Genomic DNA, 25,816 nt, shown 5'->3' on the forward strand with positions numbered 1-25,816 from the left:
GCCCCGCGCCCCGTGTCTTCCGTCCCCCTCCAGCCTTTTCCAACGCGCGCTGCCATGACCGCCACCCCCGCCAAGAAGATCAGCAAGAAGAGCGCCAAGGCCGCCGCCGAACTGGCCGCTGCCACCGCCGCCGCCGAACTCGCGGCCTCCGCCCTGAGCAAGCAGGCGCCGCCGTTCCGCAACCGGATCATCGACAAGAAGGCGCTGCGCAACCTGGTCTCCTGGGCCTACAAGCACCACGGCACCGCGGCCACCGCCGCGATGGCCGATGAGCTGAAGGATCTGGGTTTCCACTACGCCACCCAGGCGGCGGTGTCGATCTCGGTCGACGACCTGCGCATCCCCGGCGACAAGGCGGTTCTGCTGGAGGAGGCCGAAGAGCAGATCACGGCCACCGAGGAGCGTTACCGGCTGGGCGAAATCACCGAGGTGGAGCGCCACACCAAGGTGATCGACACCTGGACCGAGACCAACGAACGGCTGGTGGCGGCCGTGCGCCGCAACTTCAACGACAACGATCCACTCAACTCGGTGTGGATGATGGCCAACTCCGGCGCCCGGGGGAACATGTCCCAGGTGCGCCAGCTGGTGGGCATGCGCGGCCTGATGGCCAACCCGCAAGGGGAGATCATCGACCTGCCGATCCGCACCAACTTCCGTGAGGGCCTCACGGTCACCGAGTACGTGATCTCCTCCTACGGCGCCCGCAAGGGCCTGGTGGACACGGCCCTGCGCACCGCCGACTCCGGCTACCTCACCCGCCGTCTGGTGGACGTGGCCCAGGACGTGATCGTGCGGGAGGAGGACTGCGGCACCCACCGCTTCATCCCCATCAACGCCGACGAGCGGGGCCGCTTCGGCACCAAGCTGGTGGGCCGTCTGGCGGCCCAGCCCGTCGTCGACAGCGACGGTGTCGTCATCGTCGATCGCAATGGTGAGATCGACCCGGCCCTTTCCGCCGCCATCGAGAAGGCGGCGATCGCCACCGTGATGGTGCGCTCACCGCTCACCTGCGAGGCCTCCCGTTCGGTCTGCCGCAAGTGCTACGGCTGGGCCCTGGCCCACAACGAACTGGTCGACCTGGGCGAAGCGGTGGGGATCATCGCGGCCCAGTCGATCGGTGAACCGGGCACCCAGCTCACCATGAGGACCTTCCACACCGGTGGTGTGTCCACGGCCGAAACCGGCGTGGTGCGTTCCCTGGTGGACGGGATCGTCGAATTCGGCCCCAAGGCCAGGGTGCGTGACCACCGCACCCCCCACGGGGTGGAGGCCAAGCTGGCCGAAACCGATTTCACCCTCACCCTCAAGCCTTCGGGCAAGGGCAAGGTGCAGAAGATCGACATCACCAACGGCTCGATTCTCTTCGTGGCCGATGGCGATCCGGTCGCCAACGACATCATCCTGGCCCAGATCTCCTCGGGCTCGGCGGTGAAGAAGAGCGTGGAGAAGGCCACCAAGGATGTCATCTGCGACCTGGCCGGCCAGGTGCGCTTTGAGGATGTGATCCAGCCCCGGGAAGTCACCGACCGCCAGGGCAACATCACCCACAAAGCCCAGCGTCTCGGACGTCTGTGGGTGTTCAGCGGCGACGTCTACAACCTGCCGCCCAACGCCCTGCCGGTGGTGGAGACCGACAAGCCGGTGACCACCGGCAATGTGCTGGCCGAGAGCCGTCTGCAGAGCGAGTATGGCGGCGCCGTGCGGCTGCGCGAGTCCACCGGCGACTCACGCGAAGTGCAGATCGTCACCGCCAGCCTCACCCTCAAGGACTGCAAGCTGGTGGGTGAATCCAGCCACACCGGCGAAAGCTGGCACCTGGAGGGCAAGGACAACAGCCGTTACCTGGTCAAGACCCAGCCCGGCACCAAGATCGGCGCCGGAGAGGTGATCGCCGAACTCACCGACGACCGTTTCCGCACCCAGACCGGCGGCATGGTCAAGTTCGCCCCCGGCCTCTCGATCAAGAAGGCCCGCTCCGCCAAGCACGGCTTCGAGGTGAGCAAGGGCGGCACCCTGCTGTGGATCCCCCAGGAAACCCACGAGATCAACAAGGACATTTCCTTGCTGATGATCGAGGACGGCCAGTGGATCGAGGCCGGCACCGAAGTCGTCAAGGACATCTTCAGCCAGACCGCCGGCATCGTCACCGTCACCCAGAAGAACGACATCCTGCGGGAGATCATCGTGCGCTCCGGTGAGCTGCACCTGGTCTCCGACGCCAAGGTGCTCGGCCGCTACGGCGAGGACGGCAAGATGGTCAACCCCGGCGAAGAGATCGCCCCTGGCCTCAAGGCCGAGGCGATGAAGTTCGTCGAGAAGGTCGACACCCCGGAGGGCGGCGCCCTGCTGCTGCGGCCCGTCGAGGAATACGCCATCCCCGATGCCGCCCACCTGCCCGAACTCTCCACCGTCAAGCAGACCGGCGGCCCCTCCCTGGGTCTGAAGGCCACCCAGCGCCTCACCTTCAAGGACGGCGAGCTGATCAAGTCGGTGGAAGGGGTGGAGCTGCTGCGCACCCAGCTGATCCTGGAAACCTTCGACACCACCCCCCAGATGACGGTGGATGTGGAGGTGGTCGCCGACAAGCGGGCCAAGACCATCGAGCGCCTGCAGCTGGTGATCCTGGAAACCCTGCTGGTGCGCCGCGACACCCTCTCCGATGCCAGCCACGGCTCCACCCACACCGAGCTGCAGGTGGAGGACGGCATCGCCGTCAAGCGCGGCGATGTGGTGGCCACCACCCAGATCCTGTGCAAGGAGAACGGCGTGGTGCAACTGCCCGAACCCGTCGTCGGTGAACCGATCCGGCGCCTGATCGTGGAGCGGGCCGACGACACCCGCAGCCTGGATCTGGGCGGAGCCGCCCCGAAGGTGGCCGTGGGCGATCGCATCGTCGACGGCGACGTGCTGGCTGACGGGGTGCTCTCCCCCTGCTGCGGCCAGGTGGAGGCCATCGACGGCAAGACCCTCACCATCCGTCTGGGTCGGCCCTACATGGTGTCGCCCGATTCGGTGCTGCACGTCCGTGACGGTGAGCTGGTGCAGCGCGGTGATGCCCTCGCCCTGCTGGTGTTCGAGCGCCAGAAGACCGGCGACATCGTCCAGGGTCTGCCCCGTATCGAAGAACTGCTGGAGGCCCGCCGGCCGCGGGAATCGGCGGTGCTCTGCCGCAAGAGCGGCACCGTGCAGATCAAGCAGGGCGAAGACGACGATTCGATCACCGTCTCGGTGATCGAGACGGACGACGTCATCACCGAGTACCCGATTCTTCTCGGCCGCAACGTGATGGTCAACGATGGCCAGCAGGTGAGCGCCGGTGAGATGCTCACCGACGGTCCGATCAATCCCCACGAGCTGCTGGAGTGCTTCTTCGAAGACCTGCGCAGCCGCAAGCCCACCATGGAGGCCGCCCAGGAGGCGATCTCCAAGCTGCAGTTCCGCATGGTCACGGAAGTGCAGAACGTCTACAAGTCGCAGGGGGTGTCGATCAGCGACAAGCACATCGAAGTGATCGTGCGCCAGATGACCAGCAAGGTCCGCATCGAGGATGCCGGTGACACCACCCTGCTGCCCGGTGAGTTGATCGAGCTGCGTCAGGTGGAGCAGGTGAATTCCGCCATGGGCATCACCGGTGGCGCTCCGGCCGAGTTCACCCCCGTGCTGCTGGGCATCACCAAGGCCTCCCTCAACACCGATTCGTTCATCTCGGCGGCCTCCTTCCAGGAGACCACCCGGGTGCTCACCGAAGCGGCGATCGAGGGCAAGAGCGACTGGTTGCGGGGCCTCAAGGAGAACGTGATCATCGGTCGCCTGATCCCCGCCGGCACCGGCTTCGGTGGCTTCGAAGAGGAGCTGCGCGCCGAGGCCGGACCCCACCCCGACATCCTTGAGGAGGAGGCCGCCGGCTACCGCCGCAACCAGAACCTGCGTCCCGACTACACCGTCGAGATGCCCGCCCCGGCGGTCACCGCCGCCGTGCTCGATGACCCCTCCGAGGAGGATCTGGAGGCCACCCGCAGCCGCCACGGCATCGAAGCGGCCGCCAGCGGCTTCGCCGCCTTCGCCCGTCCCACGGCGGATGAGGGCCTCGAGGAGGAGCTGATTGCCGATCCGGCCGCCCTCGAGGGCCTGCAGGAGGAGGGGCTGCTCAGCGATGACTGATCCGGCCGTCACCACCCCGGTGCCGGTGCGCCGGGTGCCGCGCTTCGGCTTCCACACCCACACCGAGCGCTTGAATGGCCGGCTGGCCATGCTCGGCTTCATCGCCCTGGTGGCGGTGGAGTGGAAGCTGGGTCACGGCCTGCTGATCTGGCCCTGATGGCGGAGCCCGTTCCCCTGCTGGGGATGGGCCTGGCGGCCCTCCAGGAGTGGGCGGGCCTGCAGGGCCAGCCTGCTTTCCGTGGCAAGCAGCTGCACGACTGGATCTACGCCAGGGGAGCCCGCAGCCTCGAGGAGATCACGGTGCTGCCCAAGGCCTGGCGGGAGCAGCTGGCGGCCGCCGGCACCGGCCTCGGCCGTTCGCCCCTGCTGCACCGCAGCGACGCCCGCGACGGCACCACCAAGCTGCTGCTGGGCACCGCCGATGGCCTCAGCATCGAGACCGTGGGCATCCCCAGCGGCGACCGGCTCACGGTGTGCGTCAGCAGCCAGGTGGGCTGCCCCATGGGCTGCCGCTTCTGCGCCACCGGCAAGGGGGGGCTGCAGCGCTCCCTTGCGGTGCACGAGATCGTCGATCAGGTGCTCAGTGTGTGGGAGGCGATGGACCGTCGCCCCAGCCACGTGGTGTTCATGGGCATGGGCGAACCCCTGCTGAACACCGACGCGGTGCTCGAAGCCATCGCCTGCCTCTGCACCGATCTGGGCATGGCCCAGCGGCAGATCACCGTCAGCACCGTGGGGGTGCCCCGCAGCCTGCCCACCCTGGCCGAGCGCGCCCTGGAGCGGCTGGGCCGGGCCCAGTTCACCCTGGCCGTGAGTCTTCATGCCCCCGACCAGCGCCTGCGGGAGGAGCTGATCCCCACCGCCCATGCCTACCCGTTGGAGGCCCTGCTCGACGACTGCCGCCACTACGTGGCCATCACCGGCCGGCGCGTGAGCTTCGAATACATCCTGCTGGGCGGCCTCAACGACCATCCCCGCCAGGCCGACGCCCTGGCCCGCCTGCTGCGGGGCTTCCAGAGCCACGTCAACCTGATCGCCTACAACCCGATCGCCGAGGAGGACTTCCGCCGCCCCGCCCCCGAGGCGGTGGAGGCCTTCCGCGCCCAGCTGGAGCGGCGCCACATCGCCGTGAGTGTGCGGGCCAGCCGTGGTCTGGATCAGGACGCGGCCTGTGGCCAGCTGCGCCGCCGCCTGCTCACCGCCCCGGCGCCTTGATCGCCGTGGTTTCGGCCCAGCGACCCGTCGCCGTGCTCGCCGTCGCCGGCCTGCTGGTGGCCCTGGCCTATCTCGGCATCTGTGGCGTCCTGTTCCTGCGCCAGCGCGCCCTGCTCTATTTCCCCCAGCCCCGCTCCGCCGATGCGCCCGGCGAGCTGCTGGCCCTGACCATGGCAGGCGGCCCGCCGGGAAGCCAGGTGCTGGTGAGCGTCCAGCGCCGGCCCGGCCCGAAGGCGCTGCTCTATTTCGGCGGCAATGCGGAGGCTGTGGCGGGCCAGTTGCCGCTGCTGGCGGCCGCCTTTCCGGAGCACAGCCTTTATCTGATGCACTACCGGGGCTACGGCGGCAGCAGCGGCCAGCCCTCGGAGCAGGCCCTGTTCGCCGATGCCCTGGCCCTGTTCGACCGGGTGAGCACCGACCACGACCACATCGCGGTGCTGGGCCGCAGCCTGGGCAGCGCTGTGGCGGTGCATCTGGCGGCCCGCCGTCCCGTCGCCCGGCTGGTGCTGGTCACCCCGTTCGACAGCATCGAGGCGGTGGCCTCCCGCCAGTTCCCGCTGGTGCCGGTGGCCCTGCTGCTGCAGGACAAATACCGCTCCTGGGCGGACGCCCCCCGCGTGGACGCCCCCACCCTGCTGATCGCGGCCGAACGGGACGAGGTGATCCCGCGCGCCAACACCGACGCTCTGCTCTCCCACTTCCGCCCCGGCGTCGCCTCCCTGGTGGTGCTGCCCGTCGATGGCCACAACGCGGTGGAGGGCTCCCCCGGCTACATCCCGCTGTTGCGGGAGTTCTCTGCATCCCGCTCGGCGGAGTAGGCCCCGCGGGCGCCCTGGCCGTTCCAGGGGGTGAGCCGCAGCATCAGCAGGAAGGCCGGCAGGGCCGCGGCGGCGGTGGCCAGGAAGAAGCCTGGCCAGCCCAGCCGTTCGGCCACCAGCCCGGCGGGTGCGGCCAGCAGCGAGCGGCTCAGGGCGTAGACCCCCGAGAGCAGGGCGTACTGGGTGGCGGAGAAACGGGGGTTGCAGAGGCTCATCAGCAGCGCCACGAAGGCGGCGCCCACCATGCCGCCACCGATGTTCTCCAGGGCCACGGCCATCAGCAGGCCTGGCATGCCGCCGTCGAAACGGGCCAGGGCCCAGTAGGCCAGGTTGCCCGCCGCCCCCACCAGGGCGAACAGCCACAGGGAGCGGTTCATGCCCAGCCGGCCGAACAGCAGGCCCCCCAGCAGCGTGCCCACGATGGTGGCGCCGATGCCCCAGCCCGCCAGCACCGACCCCACCACCTCGGGGCTGAAGCCCTTCTGGATCAGGAACGGCACCGCCATCAGGCCGAGCAAGCCGTCGGGCCAGCGGTAGAGCAGCACCAGGGTGAGCAGGGCCACGGCCCTGGGGCCGCCGCTGCGGTGCAGGAATTCCCGCGCTGGACCCAGCACCGCCTGGCGCAGGCTGCTCACCGGCACCGCCAGGGGTTCCAGCCGCGGCGCCGTGAGGGTGAAGGGCACCACCACCAGCATCAGCACGGCCGAGAACACAAAGGCCAGCGGCCAGTTGTAGCGGCCGGCCAGGATGAAGCCGCCGGCGCCCACGGCCAGCATCGCTGTGCGGTAACCCAGGTTGGAGGCGGCGGCCCCGGCGCCCCGCTCCAGATCGGGCAGCAGGTCGGTGCGGTAGGCATCGACGGCGATGTCCTGGGTGGCGCTGACCACGGCCAGCAGCACCGCCATCAGGCCGATCGCCGTCAGGCTGGCCGGATCCGTGGAGGGCCGCAGCAGGGCCATGGCGCCGATCACGGCCACCAGGGTGAGCTGCAGCACCAGCAGCCAGCCGCGGCGACGGTCGGGCCAGGGCAGGGGCCAGCGGTCGAGGGCCGGAGCCCAGACCATCTTCAGGGTGTAAGGCAGCTCGGCCAGCCCCAGCAGGCCGATCAGGCTCAGGGGGATCTGGCTGGCGGTGAGCCAGCCCTGCAGCAGCTTGGTGCCCACCATGTAGGGGGTGCCGCTGGCCACCCCCTCGGCGGCCACCGCCAGGAGGCGACGCCAGGGCCGGACGCTGCTGGAGGCACGGGTGGCCATGGCCGCTTGCGGGTGGCCGAACCCTAGAAGCGACCGCTCGGACCACAATGCAGCCAGCACCGCCGCACGGCCCCCATGTCCTTCCTGCGCTCCAAGCTCCTGCCTGCTGCCATCGTGCTGCTGTTCGGCCTGGCCCTGTTCGCCGTCAGCGCCCGCATCTGGCTGCCCGGCGACATGGCCGCCCCCGCCCCGCTGGGCTGATCCCGTACCCAGGGGCTGATCGGCTGGCCGTCCTGCTTTTACGATGCCGTCACCTGGATGGCTCCATGCCGGAAGACGGCCTGCCCTTTCCCGAAACCACCCATGAGCTGGCCCTCGATCCGGAGGTGCTGGCGCGGGAACTGGCGCAGGAGCTGCTGGGCGACCCGCTCGATGAAATCGACAGCGTTGCCCCCTCCAGCTCCGATGTGGCCGCCGAGTGCGACCTTGGCATCGTCCTGCTCAAGGGGGGGCGTGAGGAGCGGCTGCAGGGGCTGCGCATCTTCTGCGAGCACCGGGATCCCCGAGCCATTCCGCTGCTGCTGCCGTTGCTCAAGGCCGGCTGTCCGATCGTGCGCATGAGCGCCGTCTACGCCCTGGGGCGCAATCCCCACCCCCTGGCGGTGGAGCCCCTGCTGGGCCTGTTGGTGGCCGACGACAACGGCTACGTGCGCAAGGCCGTGGCCTGGAGCCTGGGCAATTACCCCGAGGCTCCCGTGCTCAACCCGCTGATCCGGGCCCTGGAGATGGACATCTCGGCTGTGCGGCTGTGGGCGGCCAGCTCCCTTGCCGATGCCGGCGCCACCGGTGTGGCCAAGGCCGACCCCGCTGCCGCCCAGCTGCTCCTGACCCTGCGCATCGACAGTGAACCGGCCGTGCGCAGCAACAGTGCCTGGGCGCTGGGGCGCCTCTACACCGATCTGGTGGAACCGCGCCAGCGGGACGTGGTGGAAGCCTTGCTGCACACGATGCTGCACGACGGTGATTCCACCGTCCGCGACGAAGCCCGGATGGCCCTGGAGCAGCTGGAGCAACCCGAGGTGCTCGAACGGCTCCAGACCCTGGTGGACGAGGGCCTGATCAGCTGAGCGGCCCTGCCGCCGCGCCCTTCCCACCCACCGCGGCCACCCGAATTCACGGTTAAGATCCCGTTCTCACCTGTGCAACCCATCCGGGATGGCCCAACGCTCCATCCGCTTCCGCATTCGTCCTGACGGACGGGTGGAGGAACTCGTGGAAGGTGTGCAGGGCGAGGGTTGTTCCCAGCTCACGGAGCGGATCGAGGCCAGGCTGGGCAGCGTCCAGCAACGCCAGAGCACCGCTGAAGCGTTCCAGGCCCAACCCCTCGATCTCCAGGACCCCCAGGTGGTCGTCCAGCACCACGGCACCTGAGCCACCACCCCTCTCCCCCTTACGACCCATGTCGCACTTCAGCACCGTCAAAACCGAGCTGCGCGATCGCCAGGCCCTGGTGGAAGCCCTGCGCGACCTGGGCCACCCGCCCGCCGAGGGCTCCTGCCAGGTGCGGGGCTACCGCGGCCAGACGGTGACCGCCGACCTGGCCATTCCCCAGGCCGATGGGGTGGACATCGGTTTCCGCCTCAACGCCGAAAGTGGCAGCTACGAGCTGGTCACCGACCTGGAACTCTGGAAGCAGCCCATCCCGGTGGAGCGTTTCCTGGCCAAGCTCACCCAGCGCTACGCCCTGCGCAGCATCCTGGCCAGCACCGCCGAGGAGGGCTTCCAGGTGAGCGAGCAGACCAGCCACCTCGACGGCAGCATCGAACTGGTGGTGACCCGCTGGGACGCCTGACCCCGTGAGCACAACGGGCCCCTCCGCCGGCCTCGATCCCGCCCTGGCCTTTCGCACCGCGGCGGCCCCGGAGTCGGAGGCGACAGGGCTGGAGCCAGTGCTTGGAGGTGCCCTGCGGCAGCAGGCCGTCTGGGTGGACGAGGCCGTCTGCATCGGCTGTCGCTACTGCGCCCACGTGGCCGGCAACACCTTCGTGGTGGAGCCGGACTGGGGCCGCTCCCGGGCCCTGCGCCAGGACGGGGACAGCACCGAACGGATCCAGGAAGCGATCGACACCTGCCCCGTGGACTGCATCCACTGGGTGGCCTACGAGCAGCTGCCGAACCTGAGGGCTCAGCTCGACGAGCAGGAGATCCAGCCCCTGGGGCTGCCCTCCCAGGGCCGCCGCCGCCGCACCCTGCCCCGCTCCACCCCGCCAGCGCCGTGACCATCCCCAGCCGGCGTTTCGGCCGTACGGGGCTGGCCATGCCGGTGCTCTCCCTCGGGGGCATGCGCTTTCAGCAGAGCTGGAGCGATCTGCCGCCCGAGGCGGTGGAGGCCGAGAGCCAGGACCGGCTGGAGGCCACCCTCCGGGCCGCCATCGCAGCGGGCCTGCATCACATCGAAACTGCTCGCCACTACGGCACCTCCGAGCGGCAGCTGGGTTGGCTGCTGCCGCGGCTGCCGGATCCCCGGCGGCTCCTGCAGACCAAAGTCCCCCCCAGCGCCGACCCGGCCGCCTTTGAGGCCGACCTGCGGACCAGCTTCGAGCGGCTGGGTCTGACGGGCGAAGCGGGCCGGGTCGACCTGCTGGCCATCCACGGCCTCAACACGCCGGAACTGCTCGATCAGACCCTGCGCCCCGGTGGTTGCCGAGACGTGGCCCGCCGCTGGCAGGAGGCGGGCCGAATCGGCCACGTGGGCTTCTCCACCCATGCGCCACTGCCCCTGATCCTGGAAGCGATCGAGAGCGACCAGTTCGATTACATCAACTTGCACTGGTACTTCATCCGCCAGGACAACCGGCCCGCGATCGAGGCCGCCACCGCCCACGACATGGGGGTGTTCGTGATCAGCCCCACCGACAAGGGGGGCCATCTGCACAACCCGTCGCAGCGCCTCTGCGAGCTGTGTGCCCCCTTGCATCCGATCGTCTTCAACGACCTGTTCTGCCTGTCGGCCCCTGGCCTCCACACGATCAGCGTCGGCGCCGCCGGCCCCCAGGATCTCGCCTTGCATCTGGAGGCCGTGGCGCTGCTGCCCCGGGCCGGGGAGCTCCTGCCACCGATCCTGGACCGGCTCGAGCAGGCGCGCCGGCAGGCCCTCGGGGAGGCGTGGCTGGCCAGCTGGGACCGGGGTCTGCCGGCCTGGGAGGACACCCCCGGCCGCATCAACCTGCCGGTGCTGCTCTGGTTGCACAACCTGCTGGAGGCCTGGGACCTGGAGGCCTACGGCCGGGCCCGCTACGGCCTGCTGGGCCAGGGGGGGCACTGGTTTCCAGGGGAGAACGCCGATGCTCTCGATGGCACGGTGAGCGAGGCCGAGCTGCGGGCGGTGCTGGGGGCCAGCCCCTGGGCCGCCGAGATTCCCGAGCGGCTGCGGCAGTTGCGCCAGCGGCTGGGGGGCGAGGCCGTGAAGCGCCTGCAGGTGGCCTAGGCCCCTGGCGTGATGGCCCCTGGCGCGATCGGCGTCTTCTGGGGCACCCCCACGGCCCGGGGGTAGGCGGCCGGACAGGGGCCGGCCGGCCGCAGCCAGAGGCCGTGGCGCACGCCCCGGCCCGCCGGCAGGTCGAGGCGCTTCACCGGATCCACCGTCGCCCGCAGCACCCCCACGGCCGCCTCCAGGTCGCGCTGGTCGTCGGCCCCCCACTGGCCCCGGTAGAGCAGGGCCAGGCCGTCGGGCTTCAGCAGCGGCACCAGGTATTCGGCCACCACCGGCGCGCTGGCCACGGCGCGGGCCATGGCACGATCGAAGCGGCCGCGGCAGTCCGGGGAGCGGCCGGTGCGCTCGACCCGTTCGCAGCGCAGCCGCAGGCGCCCCTCGTCCAGCCCCAGGCTGCGGGCCATGGCCCGCACCGCCTCCAGCTTGCGGCCCACCGAATCCACCAGGGTGATCCGGGCGGTGGGCAGGGCGATCGCCAGGGCCAGCCCGGGGAAACCGCCGCCGGTGCCGACGTCGATCAGCTCCAGGCCATCCGGAACGCCGCCCGGGGCCGTGAGCAGGGGCACCCAGGGCCAGAAGCTGTCGAACACCTGGGCGACCCAGAAATCGTCTCCCTCCACCAGGCGGGTGAGGTTGACCCGGCCGTTCCAGAGCCTCAGCTGCTCCTGCAGGGCCACCAGCGCCGCCAGCTGGCCGTCGTCGGGGGTCCAGCCCAACGCCTGCCAGAGGCCGGCATCGGGGGGGGCGCTGGGGTCGGGGCTGGCGGCCATCCGCTACGGCAGTGGTGCTTCTCCCTAGGATCCCTCACGCCGGGCAGGCTGCCACCGCCGCCTCAGGGACCATGTCCGCCACAGCCAAGCCCCCCACCCACTACCAGGTGCTGCAGCTGCAGCCCACCGCCACCGATCAGGAGCTGCGGCAGGCGTTCCGGGGGCTGAGCAAGCGCTACCACCCCGACACCACCGCCTTGCCCGCGAGCGAGGCCGAAGTGGCCTTCCGGCAGCTGCGCCAGGCCTATGCCGTGCTGAGTGATCCCGCCGCCCGGCGGCTCTATGACGCCGCCCTGCTGCAGAGCGCCCTGCCGACCCCGGTCCAGCGCCCCCCGTCCGAGGCCGTCGCCCGACCCGTGTCGGTGCGCCGGGCCTTGTCGGGCGGTGAATGGTTCGCCCTGCTGCTGCTGGCCCTGGCCCTGGTGCTCAGCCTGGTGCTGGGGCTGGGTGTGGCCTGGGCGCGGGGCGCCGAAATGATGGCCTGGCCCAGCTGGTGGGCCGACCTTGAGACGGCTTCGGCGCCGCCGGCGGCCGCCTCTCCCCCCAGCCCCAGCCAGCCCCTGCCGATCCGACCGTGACCCTGCTGCCCCCTGCGGCCACCCCCCTCTACAACCATCCCCTGCCCGCCCTGGAGGCCTGGCTGCGCCAGCTGGGGGCGACCCAGTCGCGCACCAACGTCGCCCACTGGGACCTGCACCGCCCCGAATGGAGCGCCCGCATCGCCATGGAGGTGGAGGAGCTGCGGGTGAGCTGGCACCAGGAGGGCCGCACCACGGCACGCCAGTTCCCCTATGGCCTCTCACGGGCCGATGTGGAGGCGGCGATCCTGGCGGGTCCCTGAGGGCCAGGCGGCCGATGCCGTTCAGAGGCTGTCCAGGGCGGCGTCGATGACGGCGTAGCAGCGGGCCAGCTGGTCGTCGTCGAGGCACAGCGGCGGCAGCAGGTAGGCCACCTGCCCCAGGGGCCGCAGGAACACGCCCCGCTCCAGGGCCAGCCGCTGCAGCCGCGGCCCCACCGGATTGAGGTAGCCGGGCTGATCCGTGGCCACCTCGAAGGCGGCGATGCTGCCCAGCAGCCGCGGCCGCCGCACCAGCCGGTGGCGTGCCAGGGCCTCCAGGTGGGGGCGGTGGCGGGCCTCGAACCCCTGGTGGCGCTCCGGACGGTCCTGCAGAAGATCGAGGCTGGCCAGGGCGGCGGCGCAGCCCAGGGGGTTGGCGGTGAAGCTGTGGCCGTGGAAGAGGGTCAGGCCCGGGGCGGTGCCGATGAAGCCCTCGTAGATGGCCTCCCGGGCCAGGGTGACCCCCATGGGCAGGAAGCCGCCCGTGAGCCCCTTGGAGAGGGCCATCAGGTCGGGGCGGATCCCTGCCCGCTGGCAGGCGAACAGGTGGCCGCTGCGGCCGAAGCCCGTCATCACCTCGTCGGCGATCAGCAGGGCCCCGCTGGCGCGCACCAGCGCCTCCACCCGGCGCAGAAACCCTTCCCGCACCAGGGCCATGCCGCCGGCCCCCTGCAGCAGGGGTTCAAGGATCACCGCCGCCGTGGGCGTCTCCAGCAGCTGCTCCAGCCGCGCCAGGGCGGCGGCCTCCCGCGCCTCCACCCCGTCGTCGCCCCACCAGGTGGCGGGCCAGGGGGCCCGGGCCACAGCGAACAGCAGCGACTCAAACGCCTCTGAGAACAGGGAGCGCTCCCCCACCGCCATGGCGCCGAAGGTGTCGCCGTGATAGGCCCCATCGAAGGCGATCAGCTGCTGGCGCGGTTCGCCCCGGTTGCGCCACCACTGCCAGGCGATCTTCAGGGCCACCTCCACCGCCGTGGAGCCGTTGTCGGAGAAGAACAGCCGCTCCAACCCGCTGCAGGCGGCCAGGCGCTCGGCCAGCTGTTCGGCGGCCGGATGGCGGAAATCGGAGAAGCCCACCTGTTCGAGGCGGCGGGCCTGGCCGGCGATGGCGGCGGCGATGCTGGGCTCCCCGTGGCCGTGCAGGGTCACCCACCAGCTGCTGATGGCGTCGATCAGCCGGCGGCCGTCATCGAGCTCCAGCAGGGCGCCTTCAGCGCGCACCACCCGCAGGGGAGGGTCGGCCGTGGCCACCTGGGTGAAGGGGTGCCAGAGGTGGGGATGCCAGCCGGGATCACTCAGCGGCATACATCGGAGCGGCGCTCGCCTCCGGTGGCCAGCGGCCCGCAGTTGACCCAGCGGGTGACGCTGGTCTCGATGTCGGTGAACAGCACCAGGATGCCCGCACAGAGCGCGGCCACGGCAGCTGTCACGAGCAGATGCTTGCGGCTCATGGCTGCAGGCTACGGGCCAGGCCACTGCGCTGCCATTGCCGCTCCAGGCCCTCCCGGTCAAGGGGATCCAGCGGCGGCAGTTCCGCCAGCACCGGCACCCCGCCGATGGCGGCCAGGGTGCGGGGGTTGTCGGGGTGGGGCTCGCCGTTGAGCACCAGCCCGAGGACGGGGATCGAACGCCGCTTGAGGGCTTCCAGGGACAGCAGGGTGTGGTTGAGGGTGCCCAGGCCGCTGCGGGCCACCAGCAGCACCGGCAGGCCCCAGACGGCGATCTGATCGATCTGCAGCCAGTCGCGCCGCAGGGGCACCAGCAGCCCCCCCGCCGTCTCCACCACCAGGGGCCCGTCCCAGTCCGGCAGGACCAGCCGGGCCGGATCGATGCTGAGGCCATCCCGTTCGGCCGCCCAGTGGGGGGAAACGGGGGCCGTGAGGCGGTAAGCCTCTGGCCACAGCCGCTCCGGGGGCAGGTCGAGCAGCCGCTGCACCCGGCCGCTGTCGCCGCCGTCCTCCAGGCCGCTCTGGACCGGTTTCCAGTAATGGGCCCCCAGCCCCTGCACCAGCAGGGCGCTCACCACGGTCTTGCCCACGTCGGTGTCGGTGCCGCAGACCACCAGTTGCAGGGGGGGACTCATGGGGCGGGGACGTCAGGGTGGGTTCGGTGGCCGATCAGCAGCAGCACCTCCCAGGTGAGGGGCGTCTGCTGGGGCCAGTGGGCCAGAAGCCGGCGCAGGTCCCCGGCCGCCAGGGGCGGCCGCCGGTTGGCGTCGGCGCCGAGGTGCTTCAGGTGGCGCAGGGCGGCCAGCCCCCCCTGCCGCGGCCGGCTGAAGCGCAGCAGCCGGCTGTGGCGAGGGCGCAGGCCGGCGGCGGTGGCGGCGCGGAGCAGCCCGTCGGCCGTCGGCAGCTCCAGGGCTGTGCAGGGCACCCCGGCGGCGGCGGCGGCCCGGTGCCACTGGGGGAAGCTGCCGGCGGTGGGCACCGCCAGCACCAGCCAGCCGCCCGGGGCCAGGGCGCGGCACCAGTCGCCCAGCTGGCCGGCCGGATCGTCGAGCCACTGCAGCGCGAAATTCGAGGCCAGCAGGGCGGCCCCCTGCAAGGCTGAGGGCAGCCCGTCGTTGAGGTCCCACACCAGCTGGGGCTGCTGGGGGTTGCAGCGCAGCAGTTCGGAGCAGAGGTCGAGCTGCAGCAGCCCGTGGGCCGGCAGTGCCCGCGACAGCAGGCCACTGCCGGCCCCCAGGTCAGCGCGGGGCCCGGCGGGCAGGGGCAGAGTGCGGCAGAGGCGCCCCAGGCGGCAGGCCACAGCCCGCTGCAGGAGGGCCTGGGTCTCGTAGCCCGCCGCCTGGCGCCCAAAGTGATGGCGCACCCGGTCACTGAGGCCAGCCCTGGTGTCGGTCGCGGACAGCAGGCTGCTCATGCCGCCTCCAGGCTCTGCAGCCACTCCAGCACCGGCGCCATCACCGGGCTGTCCAGCAGGCAGTGGCCGGCACCCGGCAGGCTCACCAGATCAGCCTGGGGCAGCGCCTGCCGCAGCAGGGCGCGGGTCTGGGGAACCACGATGCGGTCGGCTTCGGCCTCCACGATCAGCACCCGGGCGTCGGTGGGGAAGCCCGCCGGCAGGCCTTTGCTGCGCTCCAGCAGGGCGAGATCGTGCCGCAGCCGCTCCCGGCCCGCCGCCCCCACCGGCTGGTCGGCAGGACCGGGCGGCAGCAGTTCGGGGGGATCGGGGCTGGCCGCTTCGGCCAGAAAGCGCCGCAGCAGGGTCTGGGCCCGCAGGGCTGCCTCGGCCTCGCTGGGACCCTCGGCCAGCTGGGCGGCCATGGCGGCCAGGGCGGCGCGCACCCGGCGGCCCTCCGCCCCCGAAGGCACGAAGCGGCCGAAGCCGGCCAGCAGCACGACGGCGTCGGCCCCGGCGAGCACCGCGGCGTCCAGCAGGTGGGGACCCATCGAATGACCGATCACCACCCGCTGGCCGGCTCCGTCCCAGCCGGGGTTGAGCGGGGTGCGGCAGCCATAGCCCCGCTCACCGCAGGCCCAGCGCCAGCCAAAAGGCGCGCTCACCTCCTGCCAGGCGTTCCAGTTGGCGCCATCGCCGGCCCAGCCGTGCATGGCAATCACCTGGAGGCTGGCGGGAGCGCTGGAGGCCATCAAGGGGTGAGGGGAGACGGGGCCGGGCCGAGGGCCCCGATCAGGCGAGGCAGGGTTCCGCGGGGAAGATCCTGGCGCAGCACCAACCGCAGCCGGGCCGTCCCGGCCGGCACCGTGGGGGGGCGGATCGCCACCGCCAGCAGGCCGGCGGCCTCGAGGCGCTCCTGCAGGGCCAGGGCGGCCCCGTCGTCCCCTACCAGCAACGGCAGCACGGGCCCGTGGCCGGCGGGCCGCGGCCAGCCCGCCGCCGCCAGCGCCTGCCGCCAGTGGTGCGCCCGCGCCAGCAGCTCCGTGGCGATCTGGGGCTGGGCCTCGATCTGCCGCAGGGCCGCCAGGGCCCCGGCCGCCAGGGGCGGCGCCAGGGCCGTGGTGTAGCGGAAGGCACCGCTGGCCTGCAGCAGATAGTCGCCCAGCAGCGCGTCGCCGGCGAGGAAGGCGCCACCGCTGCCGAAGGCCTTGCCGAAGGTGCCGCTGACCAGGTGCACCCCCTCCAGGCCATGGGCCAGGCCGCGGCCGCCGGGCCCCAGCACCCCCAGGGCATGGGCCTCGTCGAGCAGCAGCAGGGCCCCGTGGCGCCGGCACAGGGCAGCCAGGCCCGGCACGTCGGGACTGGTGCCCTCCATGCTGAACAGGCTTTCGCTGAGCACCAGCCGGGTCTGGTCGGGTTGGCTGGAGCGGGCCTGGGCCAGCCGCCGCTCCAGGTCCTCCAGGTCGTTGTGGGCGAAGCGCACCAGCCGCGCCCCGCTGGCGCGCACCCCGGCCAGCAGCGAGTGATGCACGTGGCGGTCGGCGCACACCAGGGCACCCCGATCGGCCAGGGCCGTGACCGCCGCCAGGTTGGCCTGGAAGCCACTGGGGAACAGCAGCACCCGCTCCCGGCCCAGCCAGGCGCCCAGGGCGGCCTCCAGCTGCAGATGCACCGGCCGGGTGCCGGTGACCAGCCGCGAAGCGCCGGCCCCCAGGCCACTACGTTCGAGTTCGGCCCGGGCCGCGGCGATCACACCGGGATGGCGACTCAGGCCCAGGTAGTCGTTGCTGGCCAGATCCAGCAGCGGCAGCGGCAAGCCATCGCCTGGTGCCGCCCCGGCCTCCCTGGTCTCCTCCTGCAGGGCGATGCCATCGGTGGGGCGGAAACTGCGCAGCCGCCGCCAACGTTGCTGCTGCAGGGCGGCCAGCCCGTCATGGAGCCGCTGCCGCCAGGGGGGCCTCAGGCCGTCGGCATCCAAGGGATGAACCCGAACACGGGTGGCAAAACCCTAAGGGGGCGGCAGGTCACGTCCAGCCCATAGGATTCGCTGATGCTCGACCGCCCTGACGTTGGCAGCACCACCCGCGTCGACGGGGCCAGCGACGGCGCGATCGGCAGCGACGTGACCGGCAGCAACAGGGCCGTGAACAACCCTGTCCCGCCCGTGCAGGAGCTGTTCCCCTTCCCCCTGGATGATTTCCAGCTGGAGGCGATCGATTCGCTCAACCAGGGCCACTCGGTGGTGGTGAGTGCCCCCACCGGCTCCGGCAAGACCCTGGTGGGCGAGTACGCCATCCACCGGGCCCTGGCCCATGGCCAGAAGGTTTTTTACACCACTCCCCTCAAGGCGCTCTCCAACCAGAAGCTGCGCGATTTCCGCCACCAGTTCGGCCACGAGAAGGTGGGCCTGCTCACCGGCGATCTGAGCCTGAATCGGGAGGCCCAGGTGGTGGTGATGACCACCGAGATCTTCCGCAACATGCTCTATGCGGAGATCGACCATGCCGACGACGATCCCCTGGCCGATGTGGAGGCCGTGGTGCTCGATGAGTGCCACTACATGAACGACACCCAGCGCGGCACCGTCTGGGAGGAATCGATCATCCACTGCCCGACGCGGGTGCAGCTGGTGGCCCTCTCGGCCACGGTGGCGAATGCCGGCCAACTCACCGACTGGATCGAGCGGGTGCATGGCCCCACCCGCCTGATCCACAGCGACTTCCGCCCCGTTCCCCTGGCCTTCAGCTTCTGCAGCGCCAAGGGCCTGCACCCGCTGCTCAACGACGAGGGCACCGGCCTGCATCCGAATTGCAAGGTCTGGCGCCCTCCAAAATCCACCCGCCGCAAGGGACCGAAGGAACCGCGGCCGCCCCAGCCGGAGGCGCCGCCGATCGGCTTCGTCGTGGCCCAGATGGCGGAGCGCGAGATGCTGCCGGCCATTTATTTCATTTTCAGCCGCCGCAACTGCGACCGCTCCGTCCGCGACCTGGCCAAGGTGTGCCTCGTCAACGCCGAAGAACAGGCGCGGATCCGCACGCGGCTGGACGCCTTCATGGCGGTGACCCCCGAGGCGGTGCGGGAGGGCGGCCATGCTGATGCCCTGTTGCGGGGCATCGCCGCCCACCACGCCGGCGTGCTGCCGGCCTGGAAGGAACTGATCGAGGAGCTGTTCCAGCAGGGGCTGATCAAGGTGGTGTTTGCCACCGAGACCCTGGCCGCGGGCATCAACATGCCGGCGCGCACCACCGTGATCTCGGCCCTCTCCAAGCGCACCGAGCGGGGCCACCGTCCCCTGATGGGCAGCGAGTTCCTGCAGATGGCGGGCCGCGCCGGCCGCCGCGGCCTGGATACGCAGGGCTACGTGGTGACGGTGCAGAGCCGGTTCGAAGGGGTGCGGGAGGCAGGCGCCCTGGCCACCAGCCCGGCCGATCCCCTGGTGAGCCAGTTCACCCCCAGCTACGGCATGGTGCTCAACCTGCTGCAGCGCTACGACCTGGCCAAGGCCCGGGAGCTGGTGGAGCGCAGCTTCGGCCGCTACCTGGCGGGGCTGGATCTGGCCGAGGACGAATCCCGCATCGCCGAGCTGATGGCCCAGCTGGCCAGCCTGGAATCGAGTGGCGGCGAGGTGCCCTGGGACGACTTCGAGGACTATGAAAAGGTGCGCAGCCGCCTGCGGGAGGAGCGCCGCCTGCACCGGATCCTGCAGCAGCAGGCCGAGGAGACGCTGGCCCACGAGCTCACCCTGGCCCTGCAGTTCGCCAGCGAGGGAACGCTGGTGAGCGTCAAGGCGCCGGCCCTGCGCAGCCGGGTCACCCCGGCGGTGATCGTGGCCAAGGTGCCTGGATCCGGCCAGTTCCCGCTGCTGCTCTGCCTCACCGACGAGAACGTCTGGATCCTGCTGCCCTGCCACGCGGTGGTGACGCTGCACGCCGAGCTCAGCTGCCTGCAGGTGAACCAGCTCGAGCCGCCGGAGCTGCACCACGCCAACGAGCTGCGCCACGGCGACAACGCCAGCGGCGGCCTGGCCCTGGCGGTGTCCTCGATGGCCCGCCGCCACGACATGCACACCCCCCGCTACGACCTGGCCGGGGAGGTGCAGCAGCAGGGCCAGCTGGTGCAGCAGCTGGAGCAGGAGCTGGAGGCCCACCCCGCCCACCGCTGGGGCGACCGCAAGCACCTCAAGAAGCATCGCCGCCGCATGGAGGAACTGGAGGAGGAGATCGGCGAACGCCAGCGGCTGCTGCACCACCGGGCCAACCGCCACTGGGAGACCTTTCTCTCGTTGATCGACATCCTGCGTTTCTTCGGCGCCCTGGATGGCGAGGAGGGGCTGGAGCCCACCGAGGTGGGCCGCACCGTGGCAGCCCTGCGGGGCGACAACGAGCTCTGGCTGGGGCTGGCCCTGATGAGCGGCCACCTCGATGGCCTGGATCCGGCCGAACTGGCGGCGGTGCTCGAGGCCATCTCCACCGAGGTGAACCGGCCCGATCTCTGGTGCGGCTATCCGCCGCCACCGGCCTCCGAGGAGGCGCTCCACGACCTGCGCGGCCTGCGGCGGGAGTTGCAGCGCCAGCAGGAGCGGGCTTCGGTGGTGGTGCCGGTGTGGTGGGAGCCGGAACTCACCGGCCTGGTCCACGCCTGGGCCCGGGGCGCCAGCTGGAACGACGTGATCGCCAACACCTCCCTCGATGAGGGGGATGTGGTGCGGATCCTGCGCCGCACCGTCGATCTGCTGGCCCAGGTGCCCTACTGCGAGGCGATCAGCGAGCAGCTGCGCCGCAACTCACGCCTGGCGCTCAAGAGCATCAACCGCTTCCCGGTCTGCGAGATCGAGGATCTGCTGGCCAGCGGCAACGGCAAGCTGGATCCAGCTACAGAGAGGCCGCCTGCCGGTTAGAGGGCGGCCGCCTTCCTCAGATTCCCAGCCGCTCCCAGATCACAGCCAGATTCGCCCGGTGCAGGTCGGTGGCGAAGCAGGCCTCCAGCTGATCGGGGCCCAGGTGGCTGGTCACCACAGGATCGCCCGCCAGGTTGGCGCGGAAGTCGCCCCCTTCGCTGTTCCAGGCGGCGTGGGCGTGGCGCTGCACGATCCGGTAGGCCTCCTCCCGGCTCAGCCCCGCCTCCACCAGGGCCAGCAGCACCCGCTGGCTGAACACGACGCCGCCATACAGGTTCATGTTGCGGGCCATGTTCTCGGGGTAGACCCCCAGCCCCTGCACCACGGCGGTCATCTCCCGCAGCATGAAATGCAGGGTGACCGAGCAGTCGGGCAGCATCATCCGCTCCACCGAGCTGTGGCTGATGTCGCGTTCGTGCCAGAGGGCCACATTCTCCAGGGCCGCCACGGTGTAACTGCGCAGCACCCGGGCCAGGCCGCTGATGCGTTCGCTGCGGATCGGGTTGCGCTTGTGGGGCATGGCCGAGCTGCCCTTCTGCCCCTTGGCGAAGTTCTCCTCCACCTCCAGCACATCGGAGCGCTGCAGGTTGCGGATCTCGGTGGAAAAGCGCTCCAGGGAGGCGCCCACCAGGGCCAGGGTCTGGACGTACTCCGCATGGCGGTCGCGGCCGATCACCTGGGTGCTGGCGGTGTCGGGCTCCAGGCCCAGCAGCCGGCAGGTGATCGCCTCCACCTCGGGGTCGGTGTTGGCGTAGGTGCCCATGGCGCCGCTGATCTGGCCAACGGCCACCACCCGCTCGAGCCGCTCCAGCCGCTCGCGGTTGCGCTCGGTTTCCGCCAGCCAGCCGGCCACCTTGAAGCCGAAGGTGATCGGCTCGCCGTGGATGGCGTGGGAGCGGCCGATCATCACCGTGTCCTTGTGGGCCCGGGCCAGCTCCCGCAGGGCGTCGGCGAGGCCATCGAGCTCGGTGCGCAGTAGGGCCACCGAGGCCTTGAGCTGCAGGGCCAGGCCGGTGTCCAGCACGTCGGAACTGGTCATGCCCACATGGATGTACCGGCCCGCATCACCGACGTGCTCGTTGACGTTGGTGAGGAAGGCGATGACGTCGTGGCGCACTTCCGCCTCGATCTCCAGGATGCGGGGCACCTCGAACGCGGCCTTCTCGCGGATGGCGGCCATCGCCTCGGCCGGCACCCGGCCCAGCTCGGCGTTGGCCTGGCAGGCGGCGATCTCCACCTCGAGCCAGCTGCGGAACTTGGCTTCCTCGCTCCAGAGGTCGCCCATCTCCGGGAGGGTGTAACGCTCGATCAAGGGCCGGGCGGTGGCGAAGGATCCCCCAACCTATCGAGCCGCCCCCTCCGGCTCAGGCGGCGGCGGTGAGGCGGCGGTAGGGGAGCTCCAGGTGCACCATCGACCCCCAGGCCTGTTGGCGCACCCAGCAGCGGGTGCCGCGGCGGCGGATCAGCTGGAAGGGGGGCAGATCCTCCGGATGGTCCCGCAGCCTCACGAAGCTTCCGGGGTGGAGCAGCTCCACCACGTTGGATCCGGGGGCAGCCATGGGATGAAACCGGGGGAAGACTGGAGCCATCCTGCGACTGTTCCGCGTTGAACCCTCCGGTCATCGGTTTTTGTTCGGTTTGGGTGGCAGTTCGATGACAACATGCCGGTGGAGCGGCAGCACCCATGGCCGAAACGCAGCATGCCCCGTAAGGAACGGCTCGATCGCCGCCTGGTGGATCTGGGGCTGGTCGCCAGCCGCCAGCAGGCCCAGCAGCTGATCCGGGCGGGCCGGGTGCGCGGTGGCGGCGAGGTGCTCGACAAGCCCGGCACCGAGGTGGCCGACTCCCTGGTGCTGGAGGTGGAGCAGCCGCCCCGGTTTGTCTCCCGGGGGGGCGAGAAGCTGGAGGGGGCCCTGGCGGCCCTGCCGATCCAGGTGGAAGGCCGGGTGTGCCTCGACGGTGGCATCTCCACCGGCGGCTTCAGCGACTGCCTGCTGCAGCACGGGGCCGTGCGGGTGTACGGGATCGATGTGGGCTACGGCCAGACGGCCTGGAGCCTGCGCACGGATGAACGGGTGGTGCTGCGGGAGCGCACCAACCTGCGCCACCTCACTCCGGAGGCCCTCTATGGCGAAGCGGACCCGTGGCCCGACCTGGCCGTCGCCGACGTGTCGTTCATTTCCCTCACCCGGGTGCTGCCGGCCCTGCGGGCCCTGCTGCTGCAGAGCGGCGAAGCGCTGCTGCTGGTCAAGCCCCAGTTCGAGGTGGGCCGCCAGCGGGTGGGCAAGGGTGGGGTGGTGCGGGATCCGGCCGCCCATGCCGATGCCATCGCCACCGTGATCGCGGCGGCCAGGGAGCTGGCCTGGCATCCGGCGGGACTGGTGGCCTCACCCCTGACCGGGCCGGCCGGCAACCATGAATATCTGCTGTGGCTGGTCCCGCCCGGGGCAAGTGGCGAAGCTCCTGCCGACGGCACGGACTGGTCGGGCAGGATCGCAGCCCTGGTGAAGGACACCCTGGCCGAGGGCTGAGGGGCCCACGGCCAGGGTCAGGTCGGCAGGAGCGGTGCTCAGATGGCGCCGCTGTCGAGGTCGCCGGTGCGGATCCGGATCACCGAATCGACGGTGCTGATGAAGATCTTGCCGTCGCCGATCTCACCGGTGCGGGCCGCATCCTGGACCGCCTGGACCACCGTGGCCACCCGTTCATCGTCGACGACGATTTCGAGTTTGAGTTTCTGCAGGAATTCGACCGTGAATTCGGATCCGCGATAGCGCTCCACCTGCCCTTTCTGCCGACCGAATCCGCGAACCTCGCTGACGGTCATGCCAACGATGCCCGCGTTGACAAGGGCGATCTTCACGTCCTCGAGTTTGAAGGGGCGGATGATGGCCTCGATTTTCTTCATGGCTGTGCTGCGGTCAGGAAGGCGACGGTTGGAGTCTCTCAGAGTCCCCCCCTGGGCAGGGGACGGCTCCATTACCGCCGAGGCTTGCCGGGGTCGTCGTAACGGTTGCTACGTGAACTCCGGGCTGCTGACGGGCGGGCCGGAGCGCCGCAGGGGGCTCGGCGCCATCCGTCAGCTCCTGTACGGTCAAAATCCGTTTCCCTGTCCCCCTGACCATGGCTTCCGGTGTCGCCGACGAGCCCCAGACCGTGACGCCCCCCTACGGCGAGCGGGCCATCGCCGAGGCGCAGCTGATCTGTTTCCCCAATCCGCGGCTGGGGCGGCCCTACGAAGTGGCGATCGAACTGCCGGAGTTCACCTGCACCTGCCCGTTCTCCGGTTATCCCGATTTCGCCGTCCTGCGGCTCCTCTATCAGCCGGGGCCCCGTGTGCTGGAACTCAAGGCGCTCAAGCTCTACATCAACAGCTACCGCAACCGCTCGATCTCCCACGAGGAGGCGGCCAACCGGATCCTCGACGACCTGGTGGCCGCCTGCGATCCGGCCTGGATGCAGTTGGAGGCCGATTTCAACCCCCGCGGCAACGTTCACACCGTGGTGCGGGTCAGCCATGGCGTGCGCCAGCCCTGCTGAGTCAGGGCTGGGGTTCGAGCCGCTGGAGCAGGGCCGGCAGCTCTGAGGCGAAGGCGGTGAGGTTGCGGTTGCAGAGGCCCGCCACGTGCAGCCGGCCGCCGGACCCATCGGCGATCGCCCAGAGCTGGCGGGTGGCCACCAGGCTGAGGCCGCCGCCCAGCAGGGCGATGGCGAAGCCGGTGTAGACGAGGGGCACGCCGGGATCGCGCTTGAGCAGGATGCCGCTGGCCGGCAGCACGCTCGCCACCCGGATCGGCAGACCCTTCACCTCCTGGGCCTCCCCACCGGGCACCAGCTGGGCCAGGGCCTCGCCGTCGGGGCCGAACACCTGCACCGGCCCCTGTTCGCTGGTGAGGCTCAGCAGCACCGGCTCGGAGCCATCGGGCCGGGTGGGCAGCACCAGCCCCCAGAGTTGATCGCCCAGCTGGGGGAAGCTCTGCAAGGGGAGCTCCAGCACCGGGCTGCGCCCCAGCTGCAGGCTGATCGTTGCCAGGGACCAGTCCGCCTGGTACAGGGTCATGCCCCGGTAGCGCAGGGGATGGTTGACGCTGATGGCGGCTGCGGTCGGGGGGGTGGTGTCGCTGGGGGGGATCAGCCGCAGGCTGGAGGAGAACTGCTCCGGCCGGCCGGCCGGATCCCGCTGGATGCGGAAGTCGTCGAGGGCCAGGGTCACCTGGGTGCTGCCGCGGCTGTCGAGCAGTTCCAGCTCCCGGCCCGGGGCCAGGAAGCGCTCCAGGCGCTGGCCGCCCAGGGCGCCCCAGGCCGCCCCCACCATCAGCACCACCATGCCGGCATGGACGAGCAACGGGCCCACCCTGCCCAGCACGCCGCGGCGGGCGGCCAGGCGATCGTCCTGGCGGCGGATCTGCCAGCCCGAACGGCGCAGATCGGCCTCCAGCCGCTCCAGGCCGGCAACGGGCTCGGCGGTCACGAGGGTTTCGGCCACGCTCAGCTTGCTCAGCTGGCGGGGACTGCGGTAGTCGATCCAGCGCAGGGAGGCCTGCAGGGCGGGCCACTGGCGACGCCAGCTGCACAGGATCAGGGACAGGCCCAGCCAGGCCAGCAGGCCCAGGAACCAGCCACTGGAATAGACGTGGTCCAGCTGCAGGCGCAGCACCCCGTCGCCGCCCAGCAGGCCCAGCCAGGGTTTGGGGTCGTAGAGCTGGTGGTAGAAGGCCGCCTCCTCCTTCTGGGGGATGGCCGTGCCGATACCGCTGGCCAGGGCGATGACCAGCAGCAGGCCGATGGCCAGGCGCAGGTCGGAGATCCAGCCGGCCAGGCGCTGCAGGGGACGCCAGGGGGCGGGGGTGGTGCTCGTCATGGCAGCACCGACAGCAGGGTGAGGCCGCCGCTGGCGAGCAGCACCACGCCACTGATCGGTGGCACCCACTGGCCGAGTTGGCGCAGCTGCAGCAGGCCTGGCAGGGAGGCCGCCACGGTGCCGGCCAGCAGCAGGGGCAGCACCTGGCCGGCACCGAAGCTGCAGAGCAGCAGCATGCCGACGAGGGGCTGGCCGCTCTGGGCCATCCAGGCCAGCAGCACGGCCAGCACCGGGGTGGTGCAAGGAGTGGCGGCCAGGCCGAAGGCCAGGCCAGCCGCCAGGGGGGCCAGCGGCGCCGGCACCAGCCGCCGCCAGCGCTCGGGGTCGGGCCCGGCCGGCAGGGGCAGCCGCAGCAGGCCCAGCAGATTGAGCCCCATCACCACGGCCACGACGGCCACCAGCAGGGGCAGCTGGCCGGGGATACGGCCGTAGAGGCGACCCATCAGGCCACTGGCCAGGCCCAGCAGCACCAGGGCCGCCACAATGCCGGCGGCGAAGCTGACGCTGCGCTGCCAGGGGGCACGGCCCTGCTGCTCTGTGCCGAAACCGGCCAGGTAGGCCAGGGTGACGGGCAGGAGCGAGAGCGAGCAGGGGCCGAGGCTGGTCAGCAGGCCGCCGCTGAACACCACCGCCAGGGTCAGGGGACCGGGGTGGGCCAGGGAGCCCTGGAGCAGCAGTTCACTGCTGCGGGCCCAGTCGGCGAACGGCAGCCCGGAACTGAGCATG

At 71.1% G+C, this 25,816-nt stretch carries 28 protein-coding genes; 15 read left to right on the plus strand and 13 right to left on the minus strand.

Going from position 1 to position 25,816, the window contains the following annotated elements; all coding sequences use genetic code 11:
* Window positions 1-54 precede the first annotated feature (54 nt).
* Genes KUG43_RS03155 through KUG43_RS03170 form a run of 4 tightly spaced genes read left to right on the plus strand, consistent with a single transcriptional unit; the run spans window position 55 to window position 6,197 of the window.
* Complete coding sequence (locus KUG43_RS03155) at window positions 55-4,164, plus strand: DNA-directed RNA polymerase subunit beta' (RefSeq protein ID WP_216905972.1); 4,110 nt, start codon at window positions 55-57, stop codon at window positions 4,162-4,164.
* Window positions 4,157-4,321: a CAB/ELIP/HLIP family chlorophyll-binding protein gene (locus tag KUG43_RS03160; RefSeq protein ID WP_216905974.1), complete on the plus strand. Its 165-nt coding sequence runs from the start codon at window positions 4,157-4,159 to the stop codon at window positions 4,319-4,321. The genes KUG43_RS03155 and KUG43_RS03160 overlap by 8 nt, the downstream gene beginning before the upstream one ends.
* On the plus strand, window positions 4,321-5,379 hold the full coding sequence (rlmN, locus tag KUG43_RS03165; RefSeq protein ID WP_216905976.1) for a dual-specificity RNA methyltransferase RlmN: 1,059 nt from the start codon (window positions 4,321-4,323) through the stop codon (window positions 5,377-5,379). Before KUG43_RS03160 ends, rlmN begins: the two co-directional genes overlap by 1 nt.
* A 5-nt stretch (window positions 5,380-5,384) precedes the next feature.
* Window positions 5,385-6,197, plus strand: coding sequence for an alpha/beta hydrolase (locus KUG43_RS03170; protein ID WP_216906255.1), 813 nt, complete (start codon window positions 5,385-5,387; stop codon window positions 6,195-6,197).
* Here KUG43_RS03170 and KUG43_RS03175 read toward each other — a convergent pair.
* Window positions 6,149-7,450, minus strand: a complete 1,302-nt coding sequence (locus tag KUG43_RS03175) for an AmpG family muropeptide MFS transporter (protein ID WP_216905978.1) — start codon at window positions 7,448-7,450, stop codon at window positions 6,149-6,151. The two genes, KUG43_RS03170 and KUG43_RS03175, sit on opposite strands and share 49 nt — an antisense overlap.
* Window positions 7,451-7,525: 75 nt before the next feature.
* Between KUG43_RS03175 and KUG43_RS16890 the strand changes: the two genes are divergently transcribed.
* From KUG43_RS16890 to KUG43_RS03200, 6 genes are all read left to right on the plus strand, one after another.
* Window positions 7,526-7,651 carry a DUF8624 family small hydrophobic protein gene (locus KUG43_RS16890; RefSeq protein WP_254963361.1) on the plus strand — a complete coding sequence of 42 codons (126 nt, stop codon included), beginning with the start codon at window positions 7,526-7,528 and terminating at the stop codon, window positions 7,649-7,651.
* Window positions 7,652-7,716: 65 nt separating this feature from the next.
* Window positions 7,717-8,517: a HEAT repeat domain-containing protein gene (locus tag KUG43_RS03180; protein ID WP_216905980.1), complete on the plus strand. Its 801-nt coding sequence runs from the start codon at window positions 7,717-7,719 to the stop codon at window positions 8,515-8,517.
* A gap of 88 nt (window positions 8,518-8,605) precedes the next feature.
* A complete protein-coding gene (locus KUG43_RS03185; protein ID WP_216905982.1) occupies window positions 8,606-8,821 on the plus strand; it encodes a DUF2997 domain-containing protein in 216 nt (71 codons plus the stop codon).
* A 28-nt stretch (window positions 8,822-8,849) separates the two neighbouring features.
* Window positions 8,850-9,242 carry a DUF1257 domain-containing protein gene (locus KUG43_RS03190; RefSeq protein ID WP_216905984.1) on the plus strand — a complete coding sequence of 131 codons (393 nt, stop codon included), beginning with the start codon at window positions 8,850-8,852 and terminating at the stop codon, window positions 9,240-9,242.
* 4 nt (window positions 9,243-9,246) lie between these two features.
* Window positions 9,247-9,669 (plus strand): ferredoxin, encoded by a 423-nt coding sequence (locus KUG43_RS03195; RefSeq protein WP_216905991.1) that lies wholly within the window; start codon window positions 9,247-9,249, stop codon window positions 9,667-9,669.
* A 38-nt stretch (window positions 9,670-9,707) separates the two neighbouring features.
* Window positions 9,708-10,877, plus strand: coding sequence for an aldo/keto reductase (locus tag KUG43_RS03200; protein WP_216906257.1), 1,170 nt, complete (start codon window positions 9,708-9,710; stop codon window positions 10,875-10,877).
* Here the strand turns inward: KUG43_RS03200 and KUG43_RS03205 are convergent.
* Window positions 10,874-11,653, minus strand: a complete 780-nt coding sequence (locus KUG43_RS03205) for a 16S rRNA (guanine(527)-N(7))-methyltransferase RsmG (RefSeq protein WP_216905992.1) — start codon at window positions 11,651-11,653, stop codon at window positions 10,874-10,876. The two genes, KUG43_RS03200 and KUG43_RS03205, sit on opposite strands and share 4 nt — an antisense overlap.
* A 71-nt stretch (window positions 11,654-11,724) precedes the next feature.
* Between KUG43_RS03205 and KUG43_RS03210 the strand changes: the two genes are divergently transcribed.
* Both KUG43_RS03210 and KUG43_RS03215 read left to right on the plus strand, forming a co-directional pair.
* A complete protein-coding gene (locus KUG43_RS03210; protein WP_216905993.1) occupies window positions 11,725-12,231 on the plus strand; it encodes a J domain-containing protein in 507 nt (168 codons plus the stop codon).
* Window positions 12,228-12,494: a DUF3143 domain-containing protein gene (locus KUG43_RS03215; protein ID WP_216905994.1), complete on the plus strand. Its 267-nt coding sequence runs from the start codon at window positions 12,228-12,230 to the stop codon at window positions 12,492-12,494. Before KUG43_RS03210 ends, KUG43_RS03215 begins: the two co-directional genes overlap by 4 nt.
* 21 nt (window positions 12,495-12,515) lie before the next feature.
* Here KUG43_RS03215 and bioA read toward each other — a convergent pair whose 3' ends face one another.
* Genes bioA through KUG43_RS03245 form a run of 6 tightly spaced genes read right to left on the minus strand, consistent with a single transcriptional unit; the run spans window position 12,516 to window position 17,259 of the window.
* Window positions 12,516-13,796, minus strand: a complete 1,281-nt coding sequence (gene bioA / locus KUG43_RS03220; protein WP_216905995.1) for an adenosylmethionine--8-amino-7-oxononanoate transaminase — start codon at window positions 13,794-13,796, stop codon at window positions 12,516-12,518.
* Window positions 13,787-13,942 (minus strand): hypothetical protein, encoded by a 156-nt coding sequence (locus KUG43_RS03225; RefSeq protein ID WP_216905996.1) that lies wholly within the window; start codon window positions 13,940-13,942, stop codon window positions 13,787-13,789. Before KUG43_RS03225 ends, bioA begins: the two co-directional genes overlap by 10 nt.
* Window positions 13,939-14,574, minus strand: a complete 636-nt coding sequence (bioD, locus tag KUG43_RS03230; protein WP_216905997.1) for a dethiobiotin synthase — start codon at window positions 14,572-14,574, stop codon at window positions 13,939-13,941. Before bioD ends, KUG43_RS03225 begins: the two co-directional genes overlap by 4 nt.
* Complete coding sequence (locus KUG43_RS03235) at window positions 14,571-15,353, minus strand: methyltransferase domain-containing protein (RefSeq protein ID WP_216905998.1); 783 nt, start codon at window positions 15,351-15,353, stop codon at window positions 14,571-14,573. The genes bioD and KUG43_RS03235 overlap by 4 nt, the downstream gene beginning before the upstream one ends.
* On the minus strand, window positions 15,350-16,084 hold the full coding sequence (locus KUG43_RS03240) for an alpha/beta fold hydrolase (protein WP_216905999.1): 735 nt from the start codon (window positions 16,082-16,084) through the stop codon (window positions 15,350-15,352). The genes KUG43_RS03235 and KUG43_RS03240 overlap by 4 nt, the downstream gene beginning before the upstream one ends.
* Window positions 16,084-17,259, minus strand: a complete 1,176-nt coding sequence (locus tag KUG43_RS03245; protein WP_216906259.1) for an 8-amino-7-oxononanoate synthase — start codon at window positions 17,257-17,259, stop codon at window positions 16,084-16,086. Before KUG43_RS03245 ends, KUG43_RS03240 begins: the two co-directional genes overlap by 1 nt.
* Before the next feature lie 123 nt (window positions 17,260-17,382).
* On the opposite strand from KUG43_RS03245, the gene KUG43_RS03250 reads away from it, so the two are divergent.
* Window positions 17,383-20,229 carry a DEAD/DEAH box helicase gene (locus KUG43_RS03250; protein WP_286194355.1) on the plus strand — a complete coding sequence of 949 codons (2,847 nt, stop codon included), beginning with the start codon at window positions 17,383-17,385 and terminating at the stop codon, window positions 20,227-20,229.
* Window positions 20,230-20,245: 16 nt separating this feature from the next.
* On the opposite strand, the gene purB is transcribed toward KUG43_RS03250, so the two are convergent.
* Window positions 20,246-21,541 (minus strand): adenylosuccinate lyase, encoded by a 1,296-nt coding sequence (gene purB, locus KUG43_RS03255; RefSeq protein WP_216906000.1) that lies wholly within the window; start codon window positions 21,539-21,541, stop codon window positions 20,246-20,248.
* 52 nt (window positions 21,542-21,593) lie between these two features.
* Entirely contained in the window at window positions 21,594-21,788 is a 195-nt protein-coding gene (locus KUG43_RS03260; RefSeq protein ID WP_216906002.1) for a hypothetical protein, read from the minus strand.
* 141 nt (window positions 21,789-21,929) lie between these two features.
* On the opposite strand from KUG43_RS03260, the gene KUG43_RS03265 reads away from it, so the two are divergent.
* The gene (locus KUG43_RS03265) at window positions 21,930-22,760 is read left to right on the plus strand and encodes a TlyA family RNA methyltransferase (RefSeq protein ID WP_216906004.1); all 831 of its coding nucleotides are present in this window, start codon (window positions 21,930-21,932) and stop codon (window positions 22,758-22,760) included.
* 38 nt (window positions 22,761-22,798) lie between these two features.
* Here KUG43_RS03265 and KUG43_RS03270 read toward each other — a convergent pair whose 3' ends face one another.
* Entirely contained in the window at window positions 22,799-23,137 is a 339-nt protein-coding gene (locus tag KUG43_RS03270) for a P-II family nitrogen regulator (protein ID WP_216906005.1), read from the minus strand.
* Between the two features lie 215 nt (window positions 23,138-23,352).
* Here KUG43_RS03270 and queF point away from each other — a divergent pair, with 215 nt between their 5' ends.
* Window positions 23,353-23,769, plus strand: a complete 417-nt coding sequence (gene queF, locus KUG43_RS03275; RefSeq protein WP_216906007.1) for a preQ(1) synthase — start codon at window positions 23,353-23,355, stop codon at window positions 23,767-23,769.
* A 1-nt stretch (window position 23,770) separates the two neighbouring features.
* Here queF and KUG43_RS03280 read toward each other — a convergent pair whose 3' ends face one another.
* Both KUG43_RS03280 and KUG43_RS03285 read right to left on the minus strand, forming a co-directional pair.
* Complete coding sequence (locus tag KUG43_RS03280; protein ID WP_216906009.1) at window positions 23,771-25,090, minus strand: cytochrome c biogenesis ResB family protein; 1,320 nt, start codon at window positions 25,088-25,090, stop codon at window positions 23,771-23,773.
* Complete coding sequence (locus KUG43_RS03285; RefSeq protein ID WP_216906011.1) at window positions 25,087-25,815, minus strand: cytochrome c biogenesis CcdA family protein; 729 nt, start codon at window positions 25,813-25,815, stop codon at window positions 25,087-25,089. Before KUG43_RS03285 ends, KUG43_RS03280 begins: the two co-directional genes overlap by 4 nt.
* Window position 25,816 lies beyond the last annotated feature (1 nt).

Source organism: Synechococcus sp. CCY 0621 (genome assembly GCF_019038465.1).
In the GTDB taxonomy this organism is placed as follows: domain Bacteria; phylum Cyanobacteriota; class Cyanobacteriia; order PCC-6307; family Cyanobiaceae; genus Cyanobium.

Coding starts and splice junctions, on each gene's coding strand:
- KUG43_RS03155 (WP_216905972.1), top strand. CDS start 55: ATGACCGCCACCCCCGCCAAGAAGATCAGCAAGAAGAGCGCCAAGGCC.
- KUG43_RS03160 (WP_216905974.1), top strand. CDS start 4,157: ATGACTGATCCGGCCGTCACCACCCCGGTGCCGGTGCGCCGGGTGCCG.
- rlmN (WP_216905976.1), top strand. CDS start 4,321: ATGGCGGAGCCCGTTCCCCTGCTGGGGATGGGCCTGGCGGCCCTCCAG.
- KUG43_RS03175 (WP_216905978.1), bottom strand. CDS start 7,450: ATGGCCACCCGTGCCTCCAGCAGCGTCCGGCCCTGGCGTCGCCTCCTG.
- KUG43_RS16890 (WP_254963361.1), top strand. CDS start 7,526: ATGTCCTTCCTGCGCTCCAAGCTCCTGCCTGCTGCCATCGTGCTGCTG.
- KUG43_RS03180 (WP_216905980.1), top strand. CDS start 7,717: ATGCCGGAAGACGGCCTGCCCTTTCCCGAAACCACCCATGAGCTGGCC.
- KUG43_RS03185 (WP_216905982.1), top strand. CDS start 8,606: ATGGCCCAACGCTCCATCCGCTTCCGCATTCGTCCTGACGGACGGGTG.
- KUG43_RS03190 (WP_216905984.1), top strand. CDS start 8,850: ATGTCGCACTTCAGCACCGTCAAAACCGAGCTGCGCGATCGCCAGGCC.
- KUG43_RS03200 (WP_216906257.1), top strand. CDS start 9,708: ATGCCGGTGCTCTCCCTCGGGGGCATGCGCTTTCAGCAGAGCTGGAGC.
- KUG43_RS03205 (WP_216905992.1), bottom strand. CDS start 11,653: ATGGCCGCCAGCCCCGACCCCAGCGCCCCCCCCGATGCCGGCCTCTGG.
- KUG43_RS03210 (WP_216905993.1), top strand. CDS start 11,725: ATGTCCGCCACAGCCAAGCCCCCCACCCACTACCAGGTGCTGCAGCTG.
- bioA (WP_216905995.1), bottom strand. CDS start 13,796: ATGCCGCTGAGTGATCCCGGCTGGCATCCCCACCTCTGGCACCCCTTC.
- KUG43_RS03225 (WP_216905996.1), bottom strand. CDS start 13,942: ATGAGCCGCAAGCATCTGCTCGTGACAGCTGCCGTGGCCGCGCTCTGT.
- bioD (WP_216905997.1), bottom strand. CDS start 14,574: ATGAGTCCCCCCCTGCAACTGGTGGTCTGCGGCACCGACACCGACGTG.
- KUG43_RS03235 (WP_216905998.1), bottom strand. CDS start 15,353: ATGAGCAGCCTGCTGTCCGCGACCGACACCAGGGCTGGCCTCAGTGAC.
- KUG43_RS03240 (WP_216905999.1), bottom strand. CDS start 16,084: ATGGCCTCCAGCGCTCCCGCCAGCCTCCAGGTGATTGCCATGCACGGC.
- KUG43_RS03250 (WP_286194355.1), top strand. CDS start 17,383: ATGCTCGACCGCCCTGACGTTGGCAGCACCACCCGCGTCGACGGGGCC.
- KUG43_RS03260 (WP_216906002.1), bottom strand. CDS start 21,788: ATGGCTGCCCCCGGATCCAACGTGGTGGAGCTGCTCCACCCCGGAAGC.
- KUG43_RS03265 (WP_216906004.1), top strand. CDS start 21,930: ATGCCCCGTAAGGAACGGCTCGATCGCCGCCTGGTGGATCTGGGGCTG.
- KUG43_RS03270 (WP_216906005.1), bottom strand. CDS start 23,137: ATGAAGAAAATCGAGGCCATCATCCGCCCCTTCAAACTCGAGGACGTG.
- queF (WP_216906007.1), top strand. CDS start 23,353: ATGGCTTCCGGTGTCGCCGACGAGCCCCAGACCGTGACGCCCCCCTAC.
- KUG43_RS03280 (WP_216906009.1), bottom strand. CDS start 25,090: ATGACGAGCACCACCCCCGCCCCCTGGCGTCCCCTGCAGCGCCTGGCC.
- KUG43_RS03285 (WP_216906011.1), bottom strand. CDS start 25,815: ATGCTCAGTTCCGGGCTGCCGTTCGCCGACTGGGCCCGCAGCAGTGAA.